We start from the raw sequence: 18,163 nt of genomic DNA on the forward strand, positions 1-18,163 counted from the left end.
ATCGGGCAAAACTCCTTGACAAAGAATGCAGAAACATATATAAATGTAAGAGTGCAATGCAAAGGTCCTTCGGGCAGGCTTTGTCCGCGGGTTTTGAAATGAATTTTAGGAGGAAATAAAACAAATGAACAAGACAGAATTAATCGCAGCAGTTGCTGAGCAGGCAGAACTTTCCAAGAAAGATGCTGAGAAGGCACTGAAGGCTTTCACAGATGTTATTGCAGCAGAGTTAGTTAAAGGTGAGAAAGTACAGTTAGTTGGTTTCGGTACATTCGAAGTATCCGAGAGAGAAGCAAGAGAGGGAAGAAACCCGCTTACAGGTGAGAAGATCACAATCGCAGCTTCCAAGAACCCGAAATTCAAAGCTGGTAAGGCTTTAAAGGATATGGTAAACGCTTAATTCTGTTTTCGGAATGAACTGACTTATAAATTTGACCTGATCGATTGACAGGTCATGTGAATCCCCTCTGTGATGCGAACGTGCGTTGCGGAGGGGTTATTGTTTCCGGGAAAACGTGTCCGCCCGGGGCGGGCAGCAGGAATTCTGGCGGCGGTATCGCCGCGAAAAGGAGCAGTTATGCGGTTAGACAAATATCTGAAAGTATCCCGTATCATCAAGCGGAGAACCGTGGCAAACGAGGCGTGCGACAGCGGTCGTGTCATGTTAAATGACAAGGTCGCGAGAGCCAGCGCGGAAGTGAAGGTCGGAGATGTGATCGAGGTCGCATTCGGAACAAAGGCCGTGAAGGTGCGTGTGACGAGTGTGCAGGAGACGATCCGCAAGGAAGATACGAAGGAAATGTTCGAATATATTTAATAAGGAACCTCACGGCGATAAGTCTGTGAGGTTTTCTTTATGCCCCGGGAAAAAGGCGTCCCGGAGATCGCTGCCTGTGGGCATAAATTTTTATTCCCATCATATATATAAAAGAGAATGTACGCCGGCGCATTTTTGCGTCGGGCGCGGTCGCTTGCGGCAGATTTACATGCGGGAGGTGCTTTATGGAAGAGAATCCGGGAATGGCGCATAAGATCGTTTTGAATAACCGGGATCAGGGAAATCTCACGGGGATCCTGGATGTGATCTCGTTCGACGAGAATACCATCGTGCTGGACACGGACATGGGACTTCTGACCATCAAGGGGAAAGACCTCCATGTGAACAGGCTGAGCCTGGAAAAGGGCGAGATCGATATTGAGGGCAGGACAGACAGCCTTGTGTACTCGGCGGGCGGCGGCACGAAGAGCGGGGGAAGCTTCTGGGCGAAACTGTTTAAATAATAGTAACGATTCAGTAGGTCTGCAGACTTACTGCGCTGACCGTAATAAAACATGGGGTGGAAGGCAAAAATCCCATCGGCGAAGCCGATGCGGAATGGATTTTTAATTGTGGAGGAATCGCAGAGTGAGCACATATCTTGCCATGGAAGTGAGACTTGTCTGGATGAGTTTCGTGCTGGGATGCATTCTGATGGCAAGCTATGATCTGTTAAGATGGTTCCGCTTTTTTGTTCCGCACGGGCTGGTCTGGACGGGGATAGAGGACTTTTTTTACTGGATCTGCGCAGCTGTCATGACCTTTCTTCTGCTGTTTTATGAGAACAGCGGGATCGTCCGTGCCTATGTGATCGCCTGCGTGTTTTTCGGCATGATCTTTTATGATAAAATCATCAGCAGGAATGTGTTCCACCTATTGAAAAAGCTGAAAAAATGGTATAAAATTAAAAGAAAGACTGCCTCAGAAAAGAGAAGAAACAGGCAGTCTGAAATGTAGAAATAAAAGGTCATTCCCGGAAACATGTGGGAGTGTGGAAAATCCACAGGAAAATGGATTGCCTGTCATGAATGTGAGCGTTCATGCACGGGAAACGGAATGGACCGGTTGATCAGGATAGAAGGTAAGATCAAGAAGGAAGCGAGGAGTCATGGGAGAAAACCGGAACAGACGGAACAAAAGAAGATCGAGAAACAGTCTGGGTAACCGGATGGCGCTGATCGGGATCACGGTGGTCGTAGGAAGCCTTGCTGTGGTTGTCCATATCGGCGGAACTTCCCTGAGAGAACGTGATCTGGAATACCAGGCGCGGGAACAGGCACTCGAGAAGACGTTGGCGAAGGAGGAGGCGCGAGCCGCCGAACTCGAAGAGTACCGTGTGTATGTCCAGACGAAACAGTATATCGAGAAAGTCGCAAAAGAAAAACTGGGACTTGTAAATAAGGATGAGATCCTTTTTAAAGCGGATGAATCCAACTGATGTTCATGGCGGATCATCTGAAAGACTTGTATGCCGCATCATCTGTAAAATGACAGTGGATGAATGTCTGGCTCAAATCAGCGCAGATGATGTCGTAAATTTTTAAAAACTGAATACGGGAATCCGACAAATATTTCCCGCCTGCCTGCATATAATAAAATGGCGTATTCCGCGTCGTTTGGCTGGTCATGGAGACCTGGATGGTCTTTCGTGACAGGGTACGCAGGTTAGGAGGGAATTTTTGTGTTTGGAGATCGGGAGATACATAGAAAGTTGTCCGGAGCCGGGGGATATGCGGCGGGAAGACTCGCGGAGATCTCGGATTCACTGGGGCAGCTCGCAAAGATCATGAAAAATTCCGGTGAAGATCCGGGACTTTCCAGAGAGGACGGGATCGCGGCACTGGAATCGGCGGCATCAATGGTCTGTGGGAGCTGCGACAGGTGCGGCATGAAGCAGGAGTGCCTGGATGAACAGGACGGGGAACATTATTTCCTATATTATCTGCTCCGCGCATTCGAGAAAAAAGGTGCGCTGGAGTACCCGGACATGCCCAGGGAGTTTCTGGACAGGTGTCGGAAAAAGACGGATTATCTCAGAGAATTGAACCGGAGTCTCGGACGCTCCACGATGAATCTCGCCTGGAAGAACCGGTTCCTCGAGAGCCGGGACGCAGTCATGCTGCAGTTTGAGGAGATGGCGGGGATCCTCGGGGAGTTTTCCGGACAGATGGAGCAGGCGGCGGACGTGACGGAGACGCTGATCCCGGCGGTCCGGTCTGCATTCCGGAAACGCAGGATTGCATTGGAGGACATGCTGGTCCTGAAGTATGGGGACGGAAGACGGGAAGCATTCCTTACGGTGCGGACAGCAAACGGGCGCTGTGTAACTGTGAAGGACATGGCGGCGCTGTTCGGACAGGCTGCCGGAGCGGAGTTTGTCTCATCGCGGAACGGAAAGACGCTGGTCACAAGAAAAACTTCCACGGTGCGCCTGATCGAGAAAGGAAATTACCGGCTGTTGTTTGGAGCTGCGAGGACCCCGAAAGAGGGGGAAGAGGTCTCCGGCGACAACTATATGTTCCGGAACACACTCCCAGGGCAGGTCGCTTTGAGCCTCTCAGACGGAATGGGGAGCGGACCGGCGGCGGGGGCGGACAGCGGGCGGGTCATGGAGCTCGCGGAACAGCTTCTCGACACGGGATTCTCCGCGAGATCGACGCTGAAGCTGATCAATACGGTGCTTTTGCTGAGCGGGATGGGCGACCGGCCGGCGACGCTGGATCTGGGACTTGTAAATCTTTACACGGGCGTTCTGGAGATGATGAAACTCGGGGCGGCGGCGTCCTTTCTCCTGCCGGACCGGAGATCCGGCGGGGAGGCGGAGATCCTGGAGTCGGAGACGGTTCCAGCAGGAGTATTGAATCCCGTGGAGCCGGTGATGATATCGCGGAAACTCTGGGACGGGGACAAGATCATCCTGGTGAGCGACGGCGTTCTCGATGCGATGCCGGGGGCGGAAAAGGAGCAGACTTTCCGGGATTTCCTCGACGGGCTGCCCGACGCCGGTGTGCAGGAGACGGCGGAGATGATCCTGACGTTTGCGCTGTCGTTTGAGGGAGAGCCGCGTGATGACATGACGGTGCTGGTCGGCGGGATCTACGGGTGATACGCGGCGGGAAGAATTTGGAAATGGAAGCTGCCCTCAGAAGGCGGGTTTACTGATCTGAGCGTAAAAGCGCAGGTGAAAAACTTCATAGACCAGGTTGGAACAGGATGGATCCGTCGTGTGATGAATGGTGAAAATCCGGGAAAGCTGAGGATGAAGAGATAGGATCAATGCGATAAAAGAAAAACGGAGAAAAAAATGAACGAAAAAATGAATGCAGGAATCGGTCGGTTCCGGCAGAAGGTTCTTGCCTTTATGCGAAAAAATCATATGACAGACCGGGGAGACGGGGTCCTGGCGGCGGTATCGGGCGGTGCGGATTCCGTCTGCCTGTTACTGCTTTTGTGTGAACTGGCAGCAGAACTTGGGATCCATGTCTTTGCGTTTCATATGAACCACGGGATCCGCGGCGCGGAGGCGGACCGGGATGAGCGGTTCGTGAAGGAACTCTGCGGGCGGATGGGGGTTCCGCTTACCGTGGTGCATGAGAAAGTAGGATCATATGCCGCGGATCACGGGTTGTCGACAGAGGAAGCCGGGCGGATCCTGCGCTACCGCCATCTGAAGGAGACGGCGGAAAAATACGGCTGTGCGAAGATCGCCGTCGCCCATCATGAGGACGATGATGCGGAGACGGTGCTCTTAAATCTCTTCCGCGGGAGCGGACTTCCCGGGCTCTCGGGAATCCGGCCGGTGAGAGCGGAGATCATCCGCCCATTATTATGCGTCTCCCGGAAAGAGATCGAGGAATACCTGACATCACGGGAACATTCCTGGTGTGAAGATTCCACAAACAAGGAGAATGATTACACGAGAAATAAGATCCGCAACGAGCTCCTGCCCTGGGTGACGGAGAACATCAACAGCCGGGCGGCGGAACATATCCTGGCGGTGTCGGAGTTTGCTGCCAAAGCGGATGCGTATTTCGAGGCGGAAGCGGAGCGGGTCTTAAGGGAAAGTGAGCGGAAGGAAAAGAGCCAAACCGGAAATTCTGTAAAGATCCGCACCGAAATCCTTGATCCCCAGCCCGAAATCTTAAAAACCTACATCATCCGCCGAATGATCTTAAATGCCGCCGGGAAGGCGAAAGACATCACGGAGCGTCACATCCGGCTGGTCATGGATCTTTCCGGTCCGGGCGGCGGCTGTATTGCGGACCTTCCGTATGGTCTGCAGGCGGTCCGCGGGTATGAGACATTGGAGATCCGGAAAGTGTGCCAGGTGGGAGAAAAAGAAAGAAGAGAGAAGACTGGGGACATTTCGGCCTATAAATTCAGGAAAAATGCAGAGGACCTGGAATGCACAGAGGTGAAAATGGCAGGTCTGAAAACTTTATCCTGCGAAGCGCTTTTGGATACAGAAAAAAAGAAGATCGATCCGGAAGCGGGAGAGAGAAAGATCCTGCAGCTCGGTCCGACCATGATCCGCCTTCATGTCACCCAACGGAAAAAAGAACTGGAAATTCCGAAAAACCAGTATACGAAATGGTTTGACTATGATAAAATAAAAGATGGATTATCCATACGATACAGGAAAAACGGGGATTATTTCACACTTTCCGGCGGAGGAAAAAAGAAGCTCGGAAGGTTTATGATCGATGAAAAGATCCCGGAAAAAGAGCGGGACCGAATTCCGGTCCTGGCGGACGGAGACCATATATTATGGGTGATCGGATACCGGATCAGTGATTATTATAAAATAACAGATGAGACTGAACGTGTCCTGGAGGCGGAGATGATCCTGCCTGACGGGGGAGACCGGTCGGAAGACGGCGGTGGGAGAGCAGGCATCTGGAATTGCAAAGGAGAAGACCATGGCTGATAAAATTCGTGTATTATTAAGTGAAGAAGAAGTAGACAAGCGGATCAAAGAGATCGCGGACCAGATCAATAAGGACTATGAAGGAAAAGAAGTTCACCTGATCTGCATCTTAAAGGGCGGCGTATTCTTTACCTGCGAGCTCGCAAAACGCCTGACCGTTCCGGTAACGCTTGATTTTATGTCCGTATCCAGCTACGGAAGCGGAACCCAGTCTTCCGGCGTTGTAAAGATCGTAAAAGACTTAGATCAGCCGTTAGAGGGAAAGAATGTCCTGATCGTCGAAGATATTATCGATTCCGGACGGACTCTCGCATACCTGATCGATATCTTACACAAGAGAAATCCGAATTCCATCCACTTATGCACACTGCTCGACAAACCGGAGCGCCGTGTCAAGAAACAGGTGAAGGTTGATTACACCTGCTTTACGATCCCGGATGAGTTCGTTGTAGGCTATGGCCTCGATTATGACCAGAAATACCGCAACCTTCCGTTCATCGGCGTTGTGGAGCAGCAGTAAGGAGGCACCCCAAGTTGAAACAGAACCAGCAGTTCCGCGGACTTGGCCTTGTCCTGCTTGTGATCGCGCTCATCATGTTCGCGTCCAGCCTGACGAGCCAGGGGAGCTTATTCAGCCAGGAGATGACCCACCAGGAATTTATGGTGGCCGTCGAGAATAAGACGATCGAATCCGTGGAGATCAATCAGAACCAGCAGCCGCCGACAGGTACCCTGGATATCCTCTTAAAGAGCGGGGACCGGGCAACGGTTGCAGTATCCGATGTCAAGGACGCGGAAAAACTTCTCCAGGACAATTCCATCGACTACGTCGTTGAGAATGTCCCACAGGAGAACTACCTGATGTCTGTCATTATCCCGGTCGCTTTGAGCGCCGTTGTGATCATGTTCATGTTTATGTTCATGAACGCGAGAGTCGGCGGGGGCGGCGGCGGAAACTCCAAGATGATGAATTTTGGAAAGAGCCGTGCGAAGATGAGCCGGACGAATTCCGTGAATTTCTCCAAGGTCGCAGGACTCGAGGAGGAGAAGGAAGAATTGGAAGAGATCGTTGATTTCCTGAAAAATCCGAAGAAATATACGGATGTCGGTGCCAGGATCCCGAAGGGCGTGATCTTGGTAGGACCTCCGGGAACCGGTAAGACACTTCTCGCGAAGGCGGTTGCCGGTGAGGCGGGAGTTCCGTTCTTTTCGATCTCCGGATCAGATTTCGTCGAGATGTTCGTCGGCGTCGGCGCTTCCCGTGTACGCGATCTTTTTGAGGACGCGAAGAAAAACGCTCCGTGCATCGTCTTTATCGATGAGATCGATGCCGTTGCGAGACGCCGCGGTACCGGTATGGGCGGCGGACATGACGAGCGTGAGCAGACGTTAAACCAGCTCCTCGTTGAGATGGATGGTTTCGGAGTCAATGAAGGAATTATCGTGATGGCGGCGACAAACCGTGTGGACATCCTGGATCCGGCGATCCTGCGTCCGGGCCGTTTCGACCGGAAAGTCGGAGTCGGAAAACCGGATATCCGCGGACGCGAGGAGATCTTAAAGGTCCACTCGAAGGAAAAACCGCTGGGCGACGATGTGAACTTAGAGAAAGTAGCACAGACGACGGCCGGATTTACCGGAGCAGATCTGGAAAACCTCTTAAACGAGGCTGCGATCCTTGCGGCAAAGCAGGCGCGCCGCTATATTCTCCAGGCTGATATCGAGCAGGCGTTCGTCAAAGTCGGGATCGGCGCGGAGAAGAAGAGCAAGGTGATCTCCGAGAAAGAAAAGAAGATCACAGCTTACCATGAGACAGGTCATGCAATCCTGTTCCATGAACTCCCGGATGTCGGACCGGTCCACACGATCTCCATCATCCCGACCGGAATGGGCGCGGCAGGATATACGATGCCGCTTCCTGAGAAGGACGAGATGTTCAACACAAAGAATAAGATGCTGGAGACCATTATGGTTTCTCTCGGCGGCCGGATCGCGGAGGAGATCATCCTCGGAGACGTGACGACGGGGGCATCCCAGGATATCAAGCAGGCATCTGCGATCGCCCGCGCGATGGTAACCCAGTACGGAATGTCTGAGAAGCTCGGAATGATCAACTACGGCAGCGACGATGACGAAGTCTTCATCGGAAGAGATCTGGCGCATACGAGATCTTACGGTGAGCGTGTTGCTTCCGATATCGACAGCGAGGTCAAGAGGATCATCGATGAGTGCTATGCGAAGGCGAAGGAGATCATCCTGGCACATGAGGACATCCTTCATAAGTGTGCCGCTCTTCTGATCGAAAAGGAAAAGATCGGACAGGAAGAGTTTGACAGCCTGTTCGTTGAGGGAACGGAGAAGACGGAGTTAGAGTAAGGTTTCGGATTTGCACCCCGACAGAAGATCTCACAACAGAAAATTTTAGAAACTTAAGTAAATCGACGTTTGTGCAAAAGAAATGCAGGCAAACGTCGATTTTTTACTTACAATAACAAAAATGCACAAAGAAAACCGGGGCGGTGGCAATATGAACAAAAAAAATTTTCATGTTTTTAAATGTTTGTGCACACTTATCCGGACTCCTATGCTATATTACTACTCGTAACCCCCCAATACATTATATAGTTTTTGCTATACCCCATAAGAGACATAATACCTTTTCCGGAAGAAAGCCAGTGGTTCCCCCCGCTGGCTTTCTTTCTGCCCATTTTTAAAGAAAAAATCTGAGGATCCTGCTGTGCCGTGCGGGAGCTTCAGATTTTTAGGTTAACCGGAAATTCCGATGGAACTTCCGGTTAACCTAAAAGGCACTGCGTGCCTAAGATGCGCACTCGCGCGAAGATGAAGGTTGTCGCAAGCGACCGCGCGAGGCGCCCGAATGTGCCGAGGCACATTCTTTTTAATCTGCAAAAACAGTTTTTGAGGATCGCCGGAGTGAACTTTCAGAAAAAACGTGCAAATGGGGATATAATCCTGTATAATAACATTTGTGAGAAATGAGTGAGAACAGATACAGAAAATGCAGCCCGGATATCGCAAGAGAGGCTGCATCAGACCAACAAGGAGGCCATTCAAAATGTTGAAGGCGGCACTTTTCAGCGATGGAACGAGAGAGTACCGCATCCCGGAAGAGCCGGAGTGCGGGGAGAATGTTAAGATAAGATTCCGGACCGGGGCCGGGGACGTGGACCATGTATACGCGGTGATCCGTGATGGCGGAAACCGGAATGAGTGCAGGCGGCTGGAGCTTGAGAAGGCGGAGACGGCCGGAAGATTTGATTTTTATGAGAGAACGATCCAACTGGGGGAGACCCCGTTGATATATGATTTTGAGGTTGTAAAAGGAGACGAAGTCTGTCACTATAACCGCCTCGGTGTGTCGGAGCCGGGAGGGATGGACGCTCCGTTTGTGATCACACCTGGATTCCATGTACCGGAGTGGGCGAAAGGCGCTCTGATGTACCAGATCTTCGTGGACCGGTTTAATAACGGGGATCCGACGAACGATGTCCTGGGAGACGAATATGTCTACATCGGATTTCCGGTGGCGAAGGTGGAAAAATGGAATGAGCGGCTTTCCGTCCTTGATGTGGACCGGTTTTACGGCGGCGACATCCAGGGAATCTGGGACAAACTCGACTATTTGCAGAGCCTGAAGGTGGAAGTGCTCTACCTGAGCCCGGTGTTTGTGTCCCCGTCGAATCACAAGTATGACTGCCAGGATTATGAACATATCGATCCTCATTACGGGGTGATCGTGAAGGATGAAGGGGAACTTGTGGCGGCGGATGCGTCGGATAACCGCAATGCGAAGCGGTATTCCGTGCGGACCTCCGACCGGGAGAACCTGGCGGCGAGTGATGCGTTTTTTGCCCGTTTTGTGCAGGAAGTCCACAAGCGGGGCATGCGGATCATCCTGGACGGAGTTTTTAATCACTGCGGGTCTTTCAACAAGTGGATGGACCGTGAGAAGATCTATGAGAAGGACGGCGGGTATGAGCCGGGTGCATACCTCTCAGCGGACAGTCCGTACCGGGATTTCTTTCTGTTTAAGGATGCGAACGGCTGGCCGGACAATGACTCCTACGAAGGCTGGTGGGGACATAACACGCTGCCGAAATTAAATTATGAGGGATCGGAAAAGCTGTATCAGTATGTGCTCGATATCGCGAAACGGTGGCTTTCCCCGCCGTACTCGATCGATGGCTGGCGTCTCGATGTGGCGGCGGATCTCGGTCATTCGCCGGAGATGAACCACCGGTTCTGGAGAGATTTCCGGAAGGTCGTAAAGGAGGCGAATCCGGACGCGCTGATCCTGGCGGAACATTACGGGGATGCCACAACATGGCTTTCCGGGGACCAGTGGGATACGGTGATGAATTATGACGCGTTCATGGAACCGGTATCCTGGTTCCTGACCGGTCTGGAAAAGCACAGCGAGCGGAAGGATGACCACCTTCTGCACAACAGTCAGGCGTTCATGTGCTCTATGCTCTCCAACATGAGCCGGATGCAGACGGGATCTCTCTATGCGGCGATGAATGAACTTTCAAACCATGACCATTCGCGATTCCTCACGAGGACGAACCGCGTCGTGGGACGGCTTTATAAGCCGGAGGATGCGGAGAAAGCGGAGATCGGCGTGAATTACGGAACCTTCCGCTCCGGCGCGGTGATCCAGATGACATGGCCGGGGGCACCGACGATCTATTACGGTGATGAGGCTGGCGTCTTTGGCTGGACGGACCCGGATAACCGGAGAACATTCCCCTGGGGAAAGGAAGACCTGGAACTCACGGAATTTCACCGGTATCTCACGGGGATCCGGAACAGGACTCCGGCGTTCCGACGCGGGGCGTTAAAGCCGCTGCTGGCTGAGAATGGTGTGATCGCGTATGGACGTTTTGATGCGGACGGCCAGGGAGTTGTCGTTGTGAACAGTGAGGATTATTCCCAGAGAATCCGGATTCCGGTGTGGGAAGCGGAAGTGAACGGCGATTTTATGGACCGCGTGATGGCGACGGATGCGGAGCGGTACAACGCGGGCACTGTGCGGTATCCGGTGACGGACGGTGTGATGAAAGTGGAGATCGCGGCGAATGGGGCGATGATCTTTATTGGGAGTAAAGGCGAGTAGATGGCGATCATGGTGCGTGTGCCGGGACTGTAATACGCAGTGTTTTCAAGGGCATTTGGTCATAAAAAATGCTTGATTTTTGAATCGATGTATGGTATCATTTTGACTTGTCAGAATGATATGGGCGGATTCCCGAGTGGCCAAAGGGGACAGACTGTAAATCTGCTGCAACTTGCTTCGGTGGTTCGAATCCACCTCCGCCCATTTTGGTAGCAAAGACCTGAAGAGATGAGAATGTCAAGGGAATGGGACGATGATTAGGGTGGCTCCGAGGTATTATGGAGCTGCGCTCCATAATCGCCGTTTGCAACGGCGATAGCTGCTGATATGAGAAAATTTTCTTATGTGAGCGAGCTCCCAACGAAAATTTTTTCATATCAGCAGCTGCCTCTCATTGTTTATACGCGGGTGTAGTTCAATGGTAGAACACCAGCCTTCCAAGCTGGATACGTGGGTTCGATTCCCATCACCCGCTTTTTGAAGCGTCGGACCTCTGGATTTAGAGGTCCGATTTTTTGTTTAACAGGAAATTCCGTCGGAATTTCCTGTTAAACAAAAAGGCACTGCGTGCCTAAGATGCGCACTCGCGCGAAGATGAAGATCGTCGTAAGCGACCGCGCTCGGCGCGAGAATGTGCCAAGGCCCATTCTTTTTTTACCCCCAGGAGGACGAGCATGAATTTACGTGAATATCTGAAAGAAACCAACCTCATCACCGACGGCGCGTTCGGAACTTACTTTGCAGCAAAATACCAGACGCAGGAAATCCCGGAGCTTGCGAATCTCTCGGACCCGGAGAAAGTAAAGAAGACCCACGAGGAATATCTGAATGCCGGAGCAAATTTTATCCGGACGAATACTTTTGCGGCGAACACAGAGACGCTGCAGGAGAGCTTTCCGGAAGTTGAGAAGAACATCCGCGCGGCGGTGGAGATCGCAAGGAGCGCGGCGGACGGGAAGAACGTCTGGATCGCAGGCGATATCGGTCCGATCCCGGTGAATGGGACGGAGGACGCGGCGGCAGCGGCGGACGAGTATTATCAGATCGCAAAGACGTTTGCGGAGACAGGAGTCAAAGTCCTGGACTTTGAGACGTTTGCAGACCTCGACGGGATCCTTCCGGCGATCAAAAAGATCCGTGCCGAGTATGACATGTTCATCGCAGTCTCTTTTTCCGTGAACCAGTTCGGCTACAGCGCGGCAGGACTCAGCGCGAAGCGCCTTTTGGCGGACGCGGCGGCTGTTCCGGAGATCGATGCGGTGGGCTTAAACTGCGGTGTGGGACCGGCTCATATGCGCCAGATCCTGGAAAAAGCGGGACGTCCTGGGGATAAATTCCTGCTGGCGATCCCGAACGCGGGATATCCGACTTTGACGAGAAATAAACTTCAGTTTGGCAACACTCCGGTATATTTTGCGGAGAAGATGAAGGAGCTTCAGGAGCTCGGTGCTGACATTCTCGGCGGCTGCTGTGGAACGGATCCGGAATTTATCCGTGAAATGTCCGCCCGGGACGGAATCCTGAAGAAAAGTGCTCCGGAAAAAGAGGCGGAGAGCAGCGGACAGAGTGAACATGTGGTAAGACAGGGATTCCTCTATGATGAGAACGGAAACAGAAAAGAGAAGAAGCTTATCGCGGTCGAGCTGGCGCCGCCGTTTGACGCGGATGATGAGAAACTCCTGGAATCCGCCCATCTTTTAAAGAATGCAGGCGTGGATGTCCTCACATTCCCGGATTCCCCGTCCGGAAGAACGAGAGTCGATTCCGTCCTCATGGCGAACAAGGTGCGCCAGGCGACGGGATTAAATGTGATGCCGCATATCTGCTGTCGTGACAGGAATGCGATCGCGATGCGGTCCCTGTTTCTGGGAGCTGCCATCAATGATATTTACAACTTCCTGATCATCACGGGAGATCCGATCCCGTCGACGGCGAGACAGACGGTCAAAGCGGTGTTCAACTCGGATTCCACGGGGCTTATGAAGATCGCGAAGGAGATGAACGAGGATGTTTTCGCGAAGAATCCGCTCTGCTACGGTGGTGCGATCAACCAGGGAAGAAAGAACCTGGACGTGGAGATCGGACGTGTAAAGAAGAAGATGGAAGAGGGAGCGGAGTTTTTCCTGACCCAGCCGGTATTCACGGAGGAGGACGCGGCGAGACTGCGCCGGATCAAGGATGAGACCGGGGCGCGGATCCTCTGCGGGATCATGCCGCTCATCAGCAGAAAGAACGCGATGTTCATGAAAAATGAGATCGCGGGCGTCAATGTGACGGATGAGATCGTCGCGAGATACCCTGAAAAAGCCAGCCGGAAGGAAGGCGAGGCCGTGGGCATCCAGCTTGCGAAGGAAGTCATGAAGCTGGTGGAGGACTTCGCGGACGGATATTATTTTTCATTCCCGTTCAACAGGGTTTATATGTTGAAGGATATTTGTAACTGTTCAGTAGGTCTGCGCACTTGCTGCGCTGACCGTAATAAAACACAGGCTTGAAGGCAAAAATCCCATCGGCGAAGCCGATTTGGAATGGATTTTTGCTCGTAACTTGCCATGCATCCGAAGGGAAGCTCCGGGGGAGGTTCCCGTAGGTGTGAGGGTACTGAACAGTTACGGATATTTTAGAAAAGTAAAAACAGCAGGAGACGGTGCCCGGATCAGGGCGACAGCCGTAAATGGAGAATAGAAAGAGAATGATTAAGACGATCACAGCTGCAGAGCTGATCAATGGAAGAACGTTTGACCGGACGATCATCGACATCCGCCCGGCGGAGGAATATAAAAAGGGGTCCATGGATGCCGCGTTAAATATCCCGGAGGACAAGCTGGTGGAATACCTGGAGAATCCGGAGGAGGCGGACATGGAGTCCGGAACGATCGGAGAGGGAAAGGCCTGGGAAGAGGGCGTAAATGTTGGAAAACTTCTCGCGGCGATCCCGAAGGACAAGCCGGTCTGGGTGCTCTGCCATACGGGAAACAAGAGCCTGTATGTGGCGGAACTTCTGGACGATGCCGGATTTGACGCCGGAAGCGTGGAAGGCGGATACCGCTCCTTCCTGCGCCTGTCCCTGTCCATGATGGTCATGAACGAGGAGGAGGTCGCGGAGCGCACGAAGGCAATAGAGCGCAGCATCATCACAAAATACCGCAAATCGATCTGGAGACGGTTTACAAAGGGAGTCCATGACTACGAGCTGATCAAGGAAGGAGATAAGATTGCGGTCTGCATCTCCGGCGGAAAAGACTCGATGCTCATGGCAAAGCTCTTACAGGAGCTGAAACTTCATGGAAAAGTGAAGTTTGACCTTGTATTTCTCGTGATGAATCCGGGATATAATGAGGACAACTGGAATATCATCTTAAATAACGCGAAGCTTCTGGGAATCCCGATCCAGGTGTTTGACAGCGATATCTTCAATATCGTTGCCAACGTGGATAAGAGCCCGTGTTATCTCTGCGCGAGAATGCGCCGCGGATATCTTTATTCCCACGCGAAAGAGCTCGGCTGCAACAAGATCGCGCTTGGACATCATTTTGACGATGTGATCGAGACGACGCTGATGGGAATGCTGTATAGCGGAAAGGTCGAGACCATGATGCCGAAGCTCCACAGCAAGAACTTTGAGGGCATGGAGCTGATCCGTCCGATGTACATGGTCCGCGAGGCGGATATCAAGGCGTGGAGAGATTACAATCACCTCCACTTTATCCAGTGTGCGTGCCGTTTCACGGAGCGCTGCGCGACATGCGGCGGCGAAAAGGGATCGAAGCGCGACGAGATGAAGGAGCTGATCGCGGAGCTCAGAAAGCGCTGTGACACGATCGACATGAACATCTTCAACAGTGTTCACAACATCAATCTGAAGACGGTCATCGGATATCACAAGGGAGACTGGAGTTACAATTTCCTGGATGACTACGATGAGGAGACGAAGAAAATCCATAATTGACAATTCTTTTCAAACACGCTATAATGAGAGTCTATCGGAGAATGCGCGGATGTGGCGGAACTGGCAGACGCACCAGCCTTAGGAGCTGGCGGGCAACCGTGGGGGTTCAAATCCCTTCATCCGCACTCTTCTGTAGGACAAAAAGATACTCATGTAACTGTGACGATACAATACAGTTACGGACTTACCAGAATAAGGGAGTAGTCGGCGCCGGAAAGCGCAGTAAGGTCAACATACTGGAAATGTTCCTGGCTTTACTTGAAATGATGAGACTTATCTGTCGAAAATGACAGAGAGAGTCTCTTTTTTTGTTTAAGAGGAAATCCCGATGGAACGTTCTGTTAAACAAAAAGGCACTGCGTGCCTGAGATGCGCAATGTGCGAGGCGGAAGGATCGCACAGGAAAGCGTGCTCGGCGCGGGAAACCGGAAAGCGGATTCCTTTTTATCAGAAAAAATAAGCAATTTTTAGGAGGAACATGACTTATGGGACTTTTAGAGCTTTTTATCCTTGCTGTAGGACTGTCGATGGATGCGTTCGCGGTGTCTGTCTGTAAGGGCTTGTCGGTAAAAAAGATGGAACCGAAGCACGCGCTGATCTGCGGTGCATATTTTGGCGGATTCCAGGCTCTGATGCCGACGATCGGCTACCTTCTCGGAAGCCAGTTTGAGTCCATGATCACACAGATCGACCACTGGATCGCATTTGTTCTTCTCGGGATCATCGGAATCAATATGATCAAGGAAGCCAGAGAGGATGAGGACGAAGAACTGAACGCCAGCTTTGACGTGAAGACGATGTTAGCCCTGGCGGTGGCGACCAGCATCGATGCGCTTGCGGTCGGCGTGACATTTGCGTTTTTACATGTAAACATCGTCTGGGCAGTGACCTTCATCGGATGTACGACATTTATCCTGTCGGCGATCGGCGTGAAGGTCGGTAATGTATTCGGAATGAAGTACAAGTCGAAGGCAGAGTTTGTCGGCGGACTGATCCTGGTCCTCATGGGGATCAAGATTTTGCTGGAGCATCTTGGATTCCTTGGCTGAGCCTGAAAAGCGCGGCCGGATCACGAAAAAACGGCAGCAGGAGAGGACCGGAACAGATAAAGAAGTTGAAAAAATAGATCTTTGGGAGAGAAAACTTCCGGGGGTCCATTTTTGGACTAAGAGGTTACTTTTCACGGGTAGGAATTTTCTGAACTGAAAATTCCGTATGATACCGTTGGAGTGCGGATTTTGCCGATTCGGAATGCGGAGCATCGGCATAATTTTTGTTGTCCGGCGTTCTTGACAAGGCATTCCGGTACCGATATAATGAATAATTGTCTGATACAGACAGATGAGATTTTGTAAAAATACCGTAATTGGAACGGTATTACATGATCATAACCGATATATATCAGGGTTCGGCACCATTTCGGTGCGGACCCTGTCGTTGCATCCTGATAAATTCTGATAAAGTAAAATAAGGAAAATACAGACATGAACAGAGAGAGAGACCAGAGGGGATCAAGGGGACCGAGAGACCAGAGAGATCCCAGAACCCAGAGAGACCAGAGAGACGAGTACAGGCAGCATTCCCCGGCCTGGATCCGGGCGCAGAGGCGGAAGAGAAAACAGATCTTAAGACGGCGGATCATGATCGGCGGAGCGATCATCTGCCTGATCCTGATCATCGGAGTGATCCGGCTTATTTCCGGCTTGTTCGGGCATGGAAAAGAGAAGACAACGGATACGGTCGCGGAGGAATCCACATTCCAGGCATCCGATATCAGCGTCAACGGGATTTCTTTAAAGGGAATGACAAAGAGTGAGGCGAAAGCTGCCATCGAGGCGAAGTTTCCGTGGAATGTGAAGATCTCTTACAACGGGGAGAGCGTGGACGCGGACAATATGATCGACACCGAGCTGGATGCCTTTTTGGACGGGATTTCTGCTGACAAGAATGGCGGAGAATATACATTCTCGGTGGAAGATTCTGAAGATCTGCAGTCCGCAGCGGCAGAGGCAGCAGCGGACGCGGCGGCGAAGTGGGATGTGAAGGCAAAGAACGGCTCGATCTCCGAGTATGACGCTGCGACGGATAAGTTCCTGTTTGCGGACGGAGCTCCGGGCAAGGCTGTGAACCAGGAGAAGCTTATAAAGGACCTCGTGGAGGCTGCGACAAGCGGAAACTATGACGCCGTGATACAGGCTGAGGTCAATGAGAGCCAGCCGGAGCTTTCCGCAGCGAACGCGAAGGAGCAGTATAAGACTCTTTCTACGTTTACGACGGAGACGACCGCCAACGAGAAGAGAAATACAAACGTAAAGCTTGCGGCCAGAGCTATCAACGGAACCATCGTGCGGCCGGGTGAGGAATTTTCCTTTAATAAGGTTGTAGGACAGCGCACGGCGGAAAAGGGATATCAGGAAGCGGCTGCCTACAGTGGAGGCGAGGTCGTACAGGAACCGGGCGGTGGTGTATGCCAGGTATCTTCGACGATGTACCGTGTGGCATTCCAGTCCGGTATGCAGATCACGTTCCGAAGATCCCATACCTTTGAGCCGAACTACGTAACTCCGGGACAGGATGCGGCGATCAGCTGGGATATTCCGGATTTCCGGTTTATCAATACATCAAAGGCGGCGATCGGTATCCGCGCGAACTACAGCAACCGGAAGATGACGGTCTCCTTCTACGGAGTACCGGTTCTGGAAGATGGAATCACCTGGAGTCTGGAGTCTGAGAAGACGGATGAGCTTCCGCCGCCGGAGCCGACCTATGTGGAAGACCCGACGCTGGATCCGGGCACCGAGGTGACACAGAAGGCAGCGACGAACGGCAGCCGCTGGGTTACCTATAAGATCGTTTCAAAGAACGGAACCGTTATCGAGAAGACAGAAGATCACGCGAAAACCTACAAGGGACATGCAGCTGTGATCCGCAGAAATACGGGAACCGTGAAGGTTTCACCGGATGAGACGACGGCCGTTGAGTCCACGTCCGCCGCAGCCGTAGACGGAATGCCGGACGGATACGTTCCGGGCGAGAGCGTCGCGCCGGAGAGCTCTGCCGCTGCGACAACCGCAGCCGGTTCTTCCGGCACATCGACAACAGCGGTATCCACCGGTGGATCTGAGACGAAGGGCACACACAGTGAGACAACGGCTGCATCGACGACAGCGGCAGCGACTGAGGCAGCGACGACGGCTGCACCGGCGACAGAAGCAACGACGGCAGCCGCGCCAAACGGCCCGGGTGATGAAACAACTGCAGCGGCGCCGACGGAAGCCATTGGAAATATTGCGGGATTTCCGGGAAACTAAATAGAGAGAATAAAGAAAACGC

General features: G+C 52.3%; 14 protein-coding genes and 3 tRNA genes. All 17 read left to right on the top strand.

The genetic code is table 11. From position 1 onward, the window contains the following. Window positions 1-124 precede the first annotated feature (124 nt). On the top strand, window positions 125-400 hold the full coding sequence (locus tag ACI3EW_RS02005) for an HU family DNA-binding protein (RefSeq protein WP_015552342.1): 276 nt from the start codon (window positions 125-127) through the stop codon (window positions 398-400). Between the two features lie 177 nt (window positions 401-577). Further along, complete coding sequence (locus ACI3EW_RS02010) at window positions 578-817, top strand: RNA-binding S4 domain-containing protein (RefSeq protein WP_118298407.1); 240 nt, start codon at window positions 578-580, stop codon at window positions 815-817. Between the two features lie 185 nt (window positions 818-1,002). Then, entirely contained in the window at window positions 1,003-1,281 is a 279-nt protein-coding gene (yabP, locus tag ACI3EW_RS02015; protein ID WP_118298327.1) for a sporulation protein YabP, read from the top strand. A 124-nt stretch (window positions 1,282-1,405) separates the two neighbouring features. Beyond that, window positions 1,406-1,774 (top strand): spore cortex biosynthesis protein YabQ, encoded by a 369-nt coding sequence (gene yabQ / locus ACI3EW_RS02020; protein WP_243106524.1) that lies wholly within the window; start codon window positions 1,406-1,408, stop codon window positions 1,772-1,774. A gap of 151 nt (window positions 1,775-1,925) precedes the next feature. Next, window positions 1,926-2,255, top strand: a complete 330-nt coding sequence (locus ACI3EW_RS02025; protein WP_118298325.1) for a septum formation initiator family protein — start codon at window positions 1,926-1,928, stop codon at window positions 2,253-2,255. A 243-nt stretch (window positions 2,256-2,498) separates the two neighbouring features. After that, the gene (locus ACI3EW_RS02030) at window positions 2,499-3,923 is read left to right on the top strand and encodes a SpoIIE family protein phosphatase (RefSeq protein WP_405582103.1); all 1,425 of its coding nucleotides are present in this window, start codon (window positions 2,499-2,501) and stop codon (window positions 3,921-3,923) included. Window positions 3,924-4,121: 198 nt separating this feature from the next. Then, a complete protein-coding gene (tilS, locus tag ACI3EW_RS02035) occupies window positions 4,122-5,744 on the top strand; it encodes a tRNA lysidine(34) synthetase TilS (RefSeq protein ID WP_405582100.1) in 1,623 nt (540 codons plus the stop codon). After that, on the top strand, window positions 5,737-6,264 hold the full coding sequence (gene hpt, locus ACI3EW_RS02040; protein WP_118298322.1) for a hypoxanthine phosphoribosyltransferase: 528 nt from the start codon (window positions 5,737-5,739) through the stop codon (window positions 6,262-6,264). The genes tilS and hpt overlap by 8 nt, the downstream gene beginning before the upstream one ends. A 14-nt stretch (window positions 6,265-6,278) precedes the next feature. Further along, window positions 6,279-8,120: an ATP-dependent zinc metalloprotease FtsH gene (gene ftsH, locus ACI3EW_RS02045; protein WP_405582096.1), complete on the top strand. Its 1,842-nt coding sequence runs from the start codon at window positions 6,279-6,281 to the stop codon at window positions 8,118-8,120. Window positions 8,121-8,820: 700 nt separating this feature from the next. Continuing rightward, a complete protein-coding gene (locus ACI3EW_RS02050) occupies window positions 8,821-10,881 on the top strand; it encodes an alpha-glycosidase (protein ID WP_405582093.1) in 2,061 nt (686 codons plus the stop codon). Window positions 10,882-11,003: 122 nt separating this feature from the next. Then, window positions 11,004-11,085 (top strand) — tRNA-Tyr (locus tag ACI3EW_RS02055). A 200-nt stretch (window positions 11,086-11,285) separates the two neighbouring features. Further along, a tRNA-Gly gene (locus tag ACI3EW_RS02060) sits at window positions 11,286-11,356 on the top strand. Between the two features lie 199 nt (window positions 11,357-11,555). Further along, window positions 11,556-13,376, top strand: a complete 1,821-nt coding sequence (locus ACI3EW_RS02065; protein ID WP_405582090.1) for a bifunctional homocysteine S-methyltransferase/methylenetetrahydrofolate reductase — start codon at window positions 11,556-11,558, stop codon at window positions 13,374-13,376. 197 nt (window positions 13,377-13,573) lie between these two features. Then, complete coding sequence (locus tag ACI3EW_RS02070; RefSeq protein ID WP_405582087.1) at window positions 13,574-14,830, top strand: PP-loop family protein; 1,257 nt, start codon at window positions 13,574-13,576, stop codon at window positions 14,828-14,830. 45 nt (window positions 14,831-14,875) lie between these two features. Next, a tRNA-Leu gene (locus tag ACI3EW_RS02075) sits at window positions 14,876-14,955 on the top strand. A gap of 360 nt (window positions 14,956-15,315) precedes the next feature. Next, entirely contained in the window at window positions 15,316-15,879 is a 564-nt protein-coding gene (locus ACI3EW_RS02080; RefSeq protein WP_405582084.1) for a manganese efflux pump MntP, read from the top strand. Between the two features lie 435 nt (window positions 15,880-16,314). Beyond that, complete coding sequence (locus ACI3EW_RS02085) at window positions 16,315-18,141, top strand: VanW family protein (RefSeq protein WP_405582081.1); 1,827 nt, start codon at window positions 16,315-16,317, stop codon at window positions 18,139-18,141. Window positions 18,142-18,163: the final 22 nt, after the last annotated feature.

The organism is Pilosibacter rotomagensis, from assembly GCF_045062245.2.
Taxonomy (GTDB): Bacteria; Bacillota; Clostridia; order Lachnospirales; family Lachnospiraceae; genus Pilosibacter.

What these genes read in the sequence shown, in the direction of transcription:
- ACI3EW_RS02005 (WP_015552342.1), top strand. Translation starts at nt 125, where the DNA reads ATGAACAAGACAGAATTAATCGCAGCAGTTGCTGAGCAGGCAGAACTT.
- ACI3EW_RS02010 (WP_118298407.1), top strand. Translation starts at nt 578, where the DNA reads ATGCGGTTAGACAAATATCTGAAAGTATCCCGTATCATCAAGCGGAGA.
- yabP (WP_118298327.1), top strand. Translation starts at nt 1,003, where the DNA reads ATGGAAGAGAATCCGGGAATGGCGCATAAGATCGTTTTGAATAACCGG.
- ACI3EW_RS02025 (WP_118298325.1), top strand. Translation starts at nt 1,926, where the DNA reads ATGGGAGAAAACCGGAACAGACGGAACAAAAGAAGATCGAGAAACAGT.
- tilS (WP_405582100.1), top strand. Translation starts at nt 4,122, where the DNA reads ATGAACGAAAAAATGAATGCAGGAATCGGTCGGTTCCGGCAGAAGGTT.
- hpt (WP_118298322.1), top strand. Translation starts at nt 5,737, where the DNA reads ATGGCTGATAAAATTCGTGTATTATTAAGTGAAGAAGAAGTAGACAAG.
- ACI3EW_RS02050 (WP_405582093.1), top strand. Translation starts at nt 8,821, where the DNA reads ATGTTGAAGGCGGCACTTTTCAGCGATGGAACGAGAGAGTACCGCATC.
- ACI3EW_RS02065 (WP_405582090.1), top strand. Translation starts at nt 11,556, where the DNA reads ATGAATTTACGTGAATATCTGAAAGAAACCAACCTCATCACCGACGGC.
- ACI3EW_RS02070 (WP_405582087.1), top strand. Translation starts at nt 13,574, where the DNA reads ATGATTAAGACGATCACAGCTGCAGAGCTGATCAATGGAAGAACGTTT.
- ACI3EW_RS02080 (WP_405582084.1), top strand. Translation starts at nt 15,316, where the DNA reads ATGGGACTTTTAGAGCTTTTTATCCTTGCTGTAGGACTGTCGATGGAT.
- ACI3EW_RS02085 (WP_405582081.1), top strand. Translation starts at nt 16,315, where the DNA reads ATGAACAGAGAGAGAGACCAGAGGGGATCAAGGGGACCGAGAGACCAG.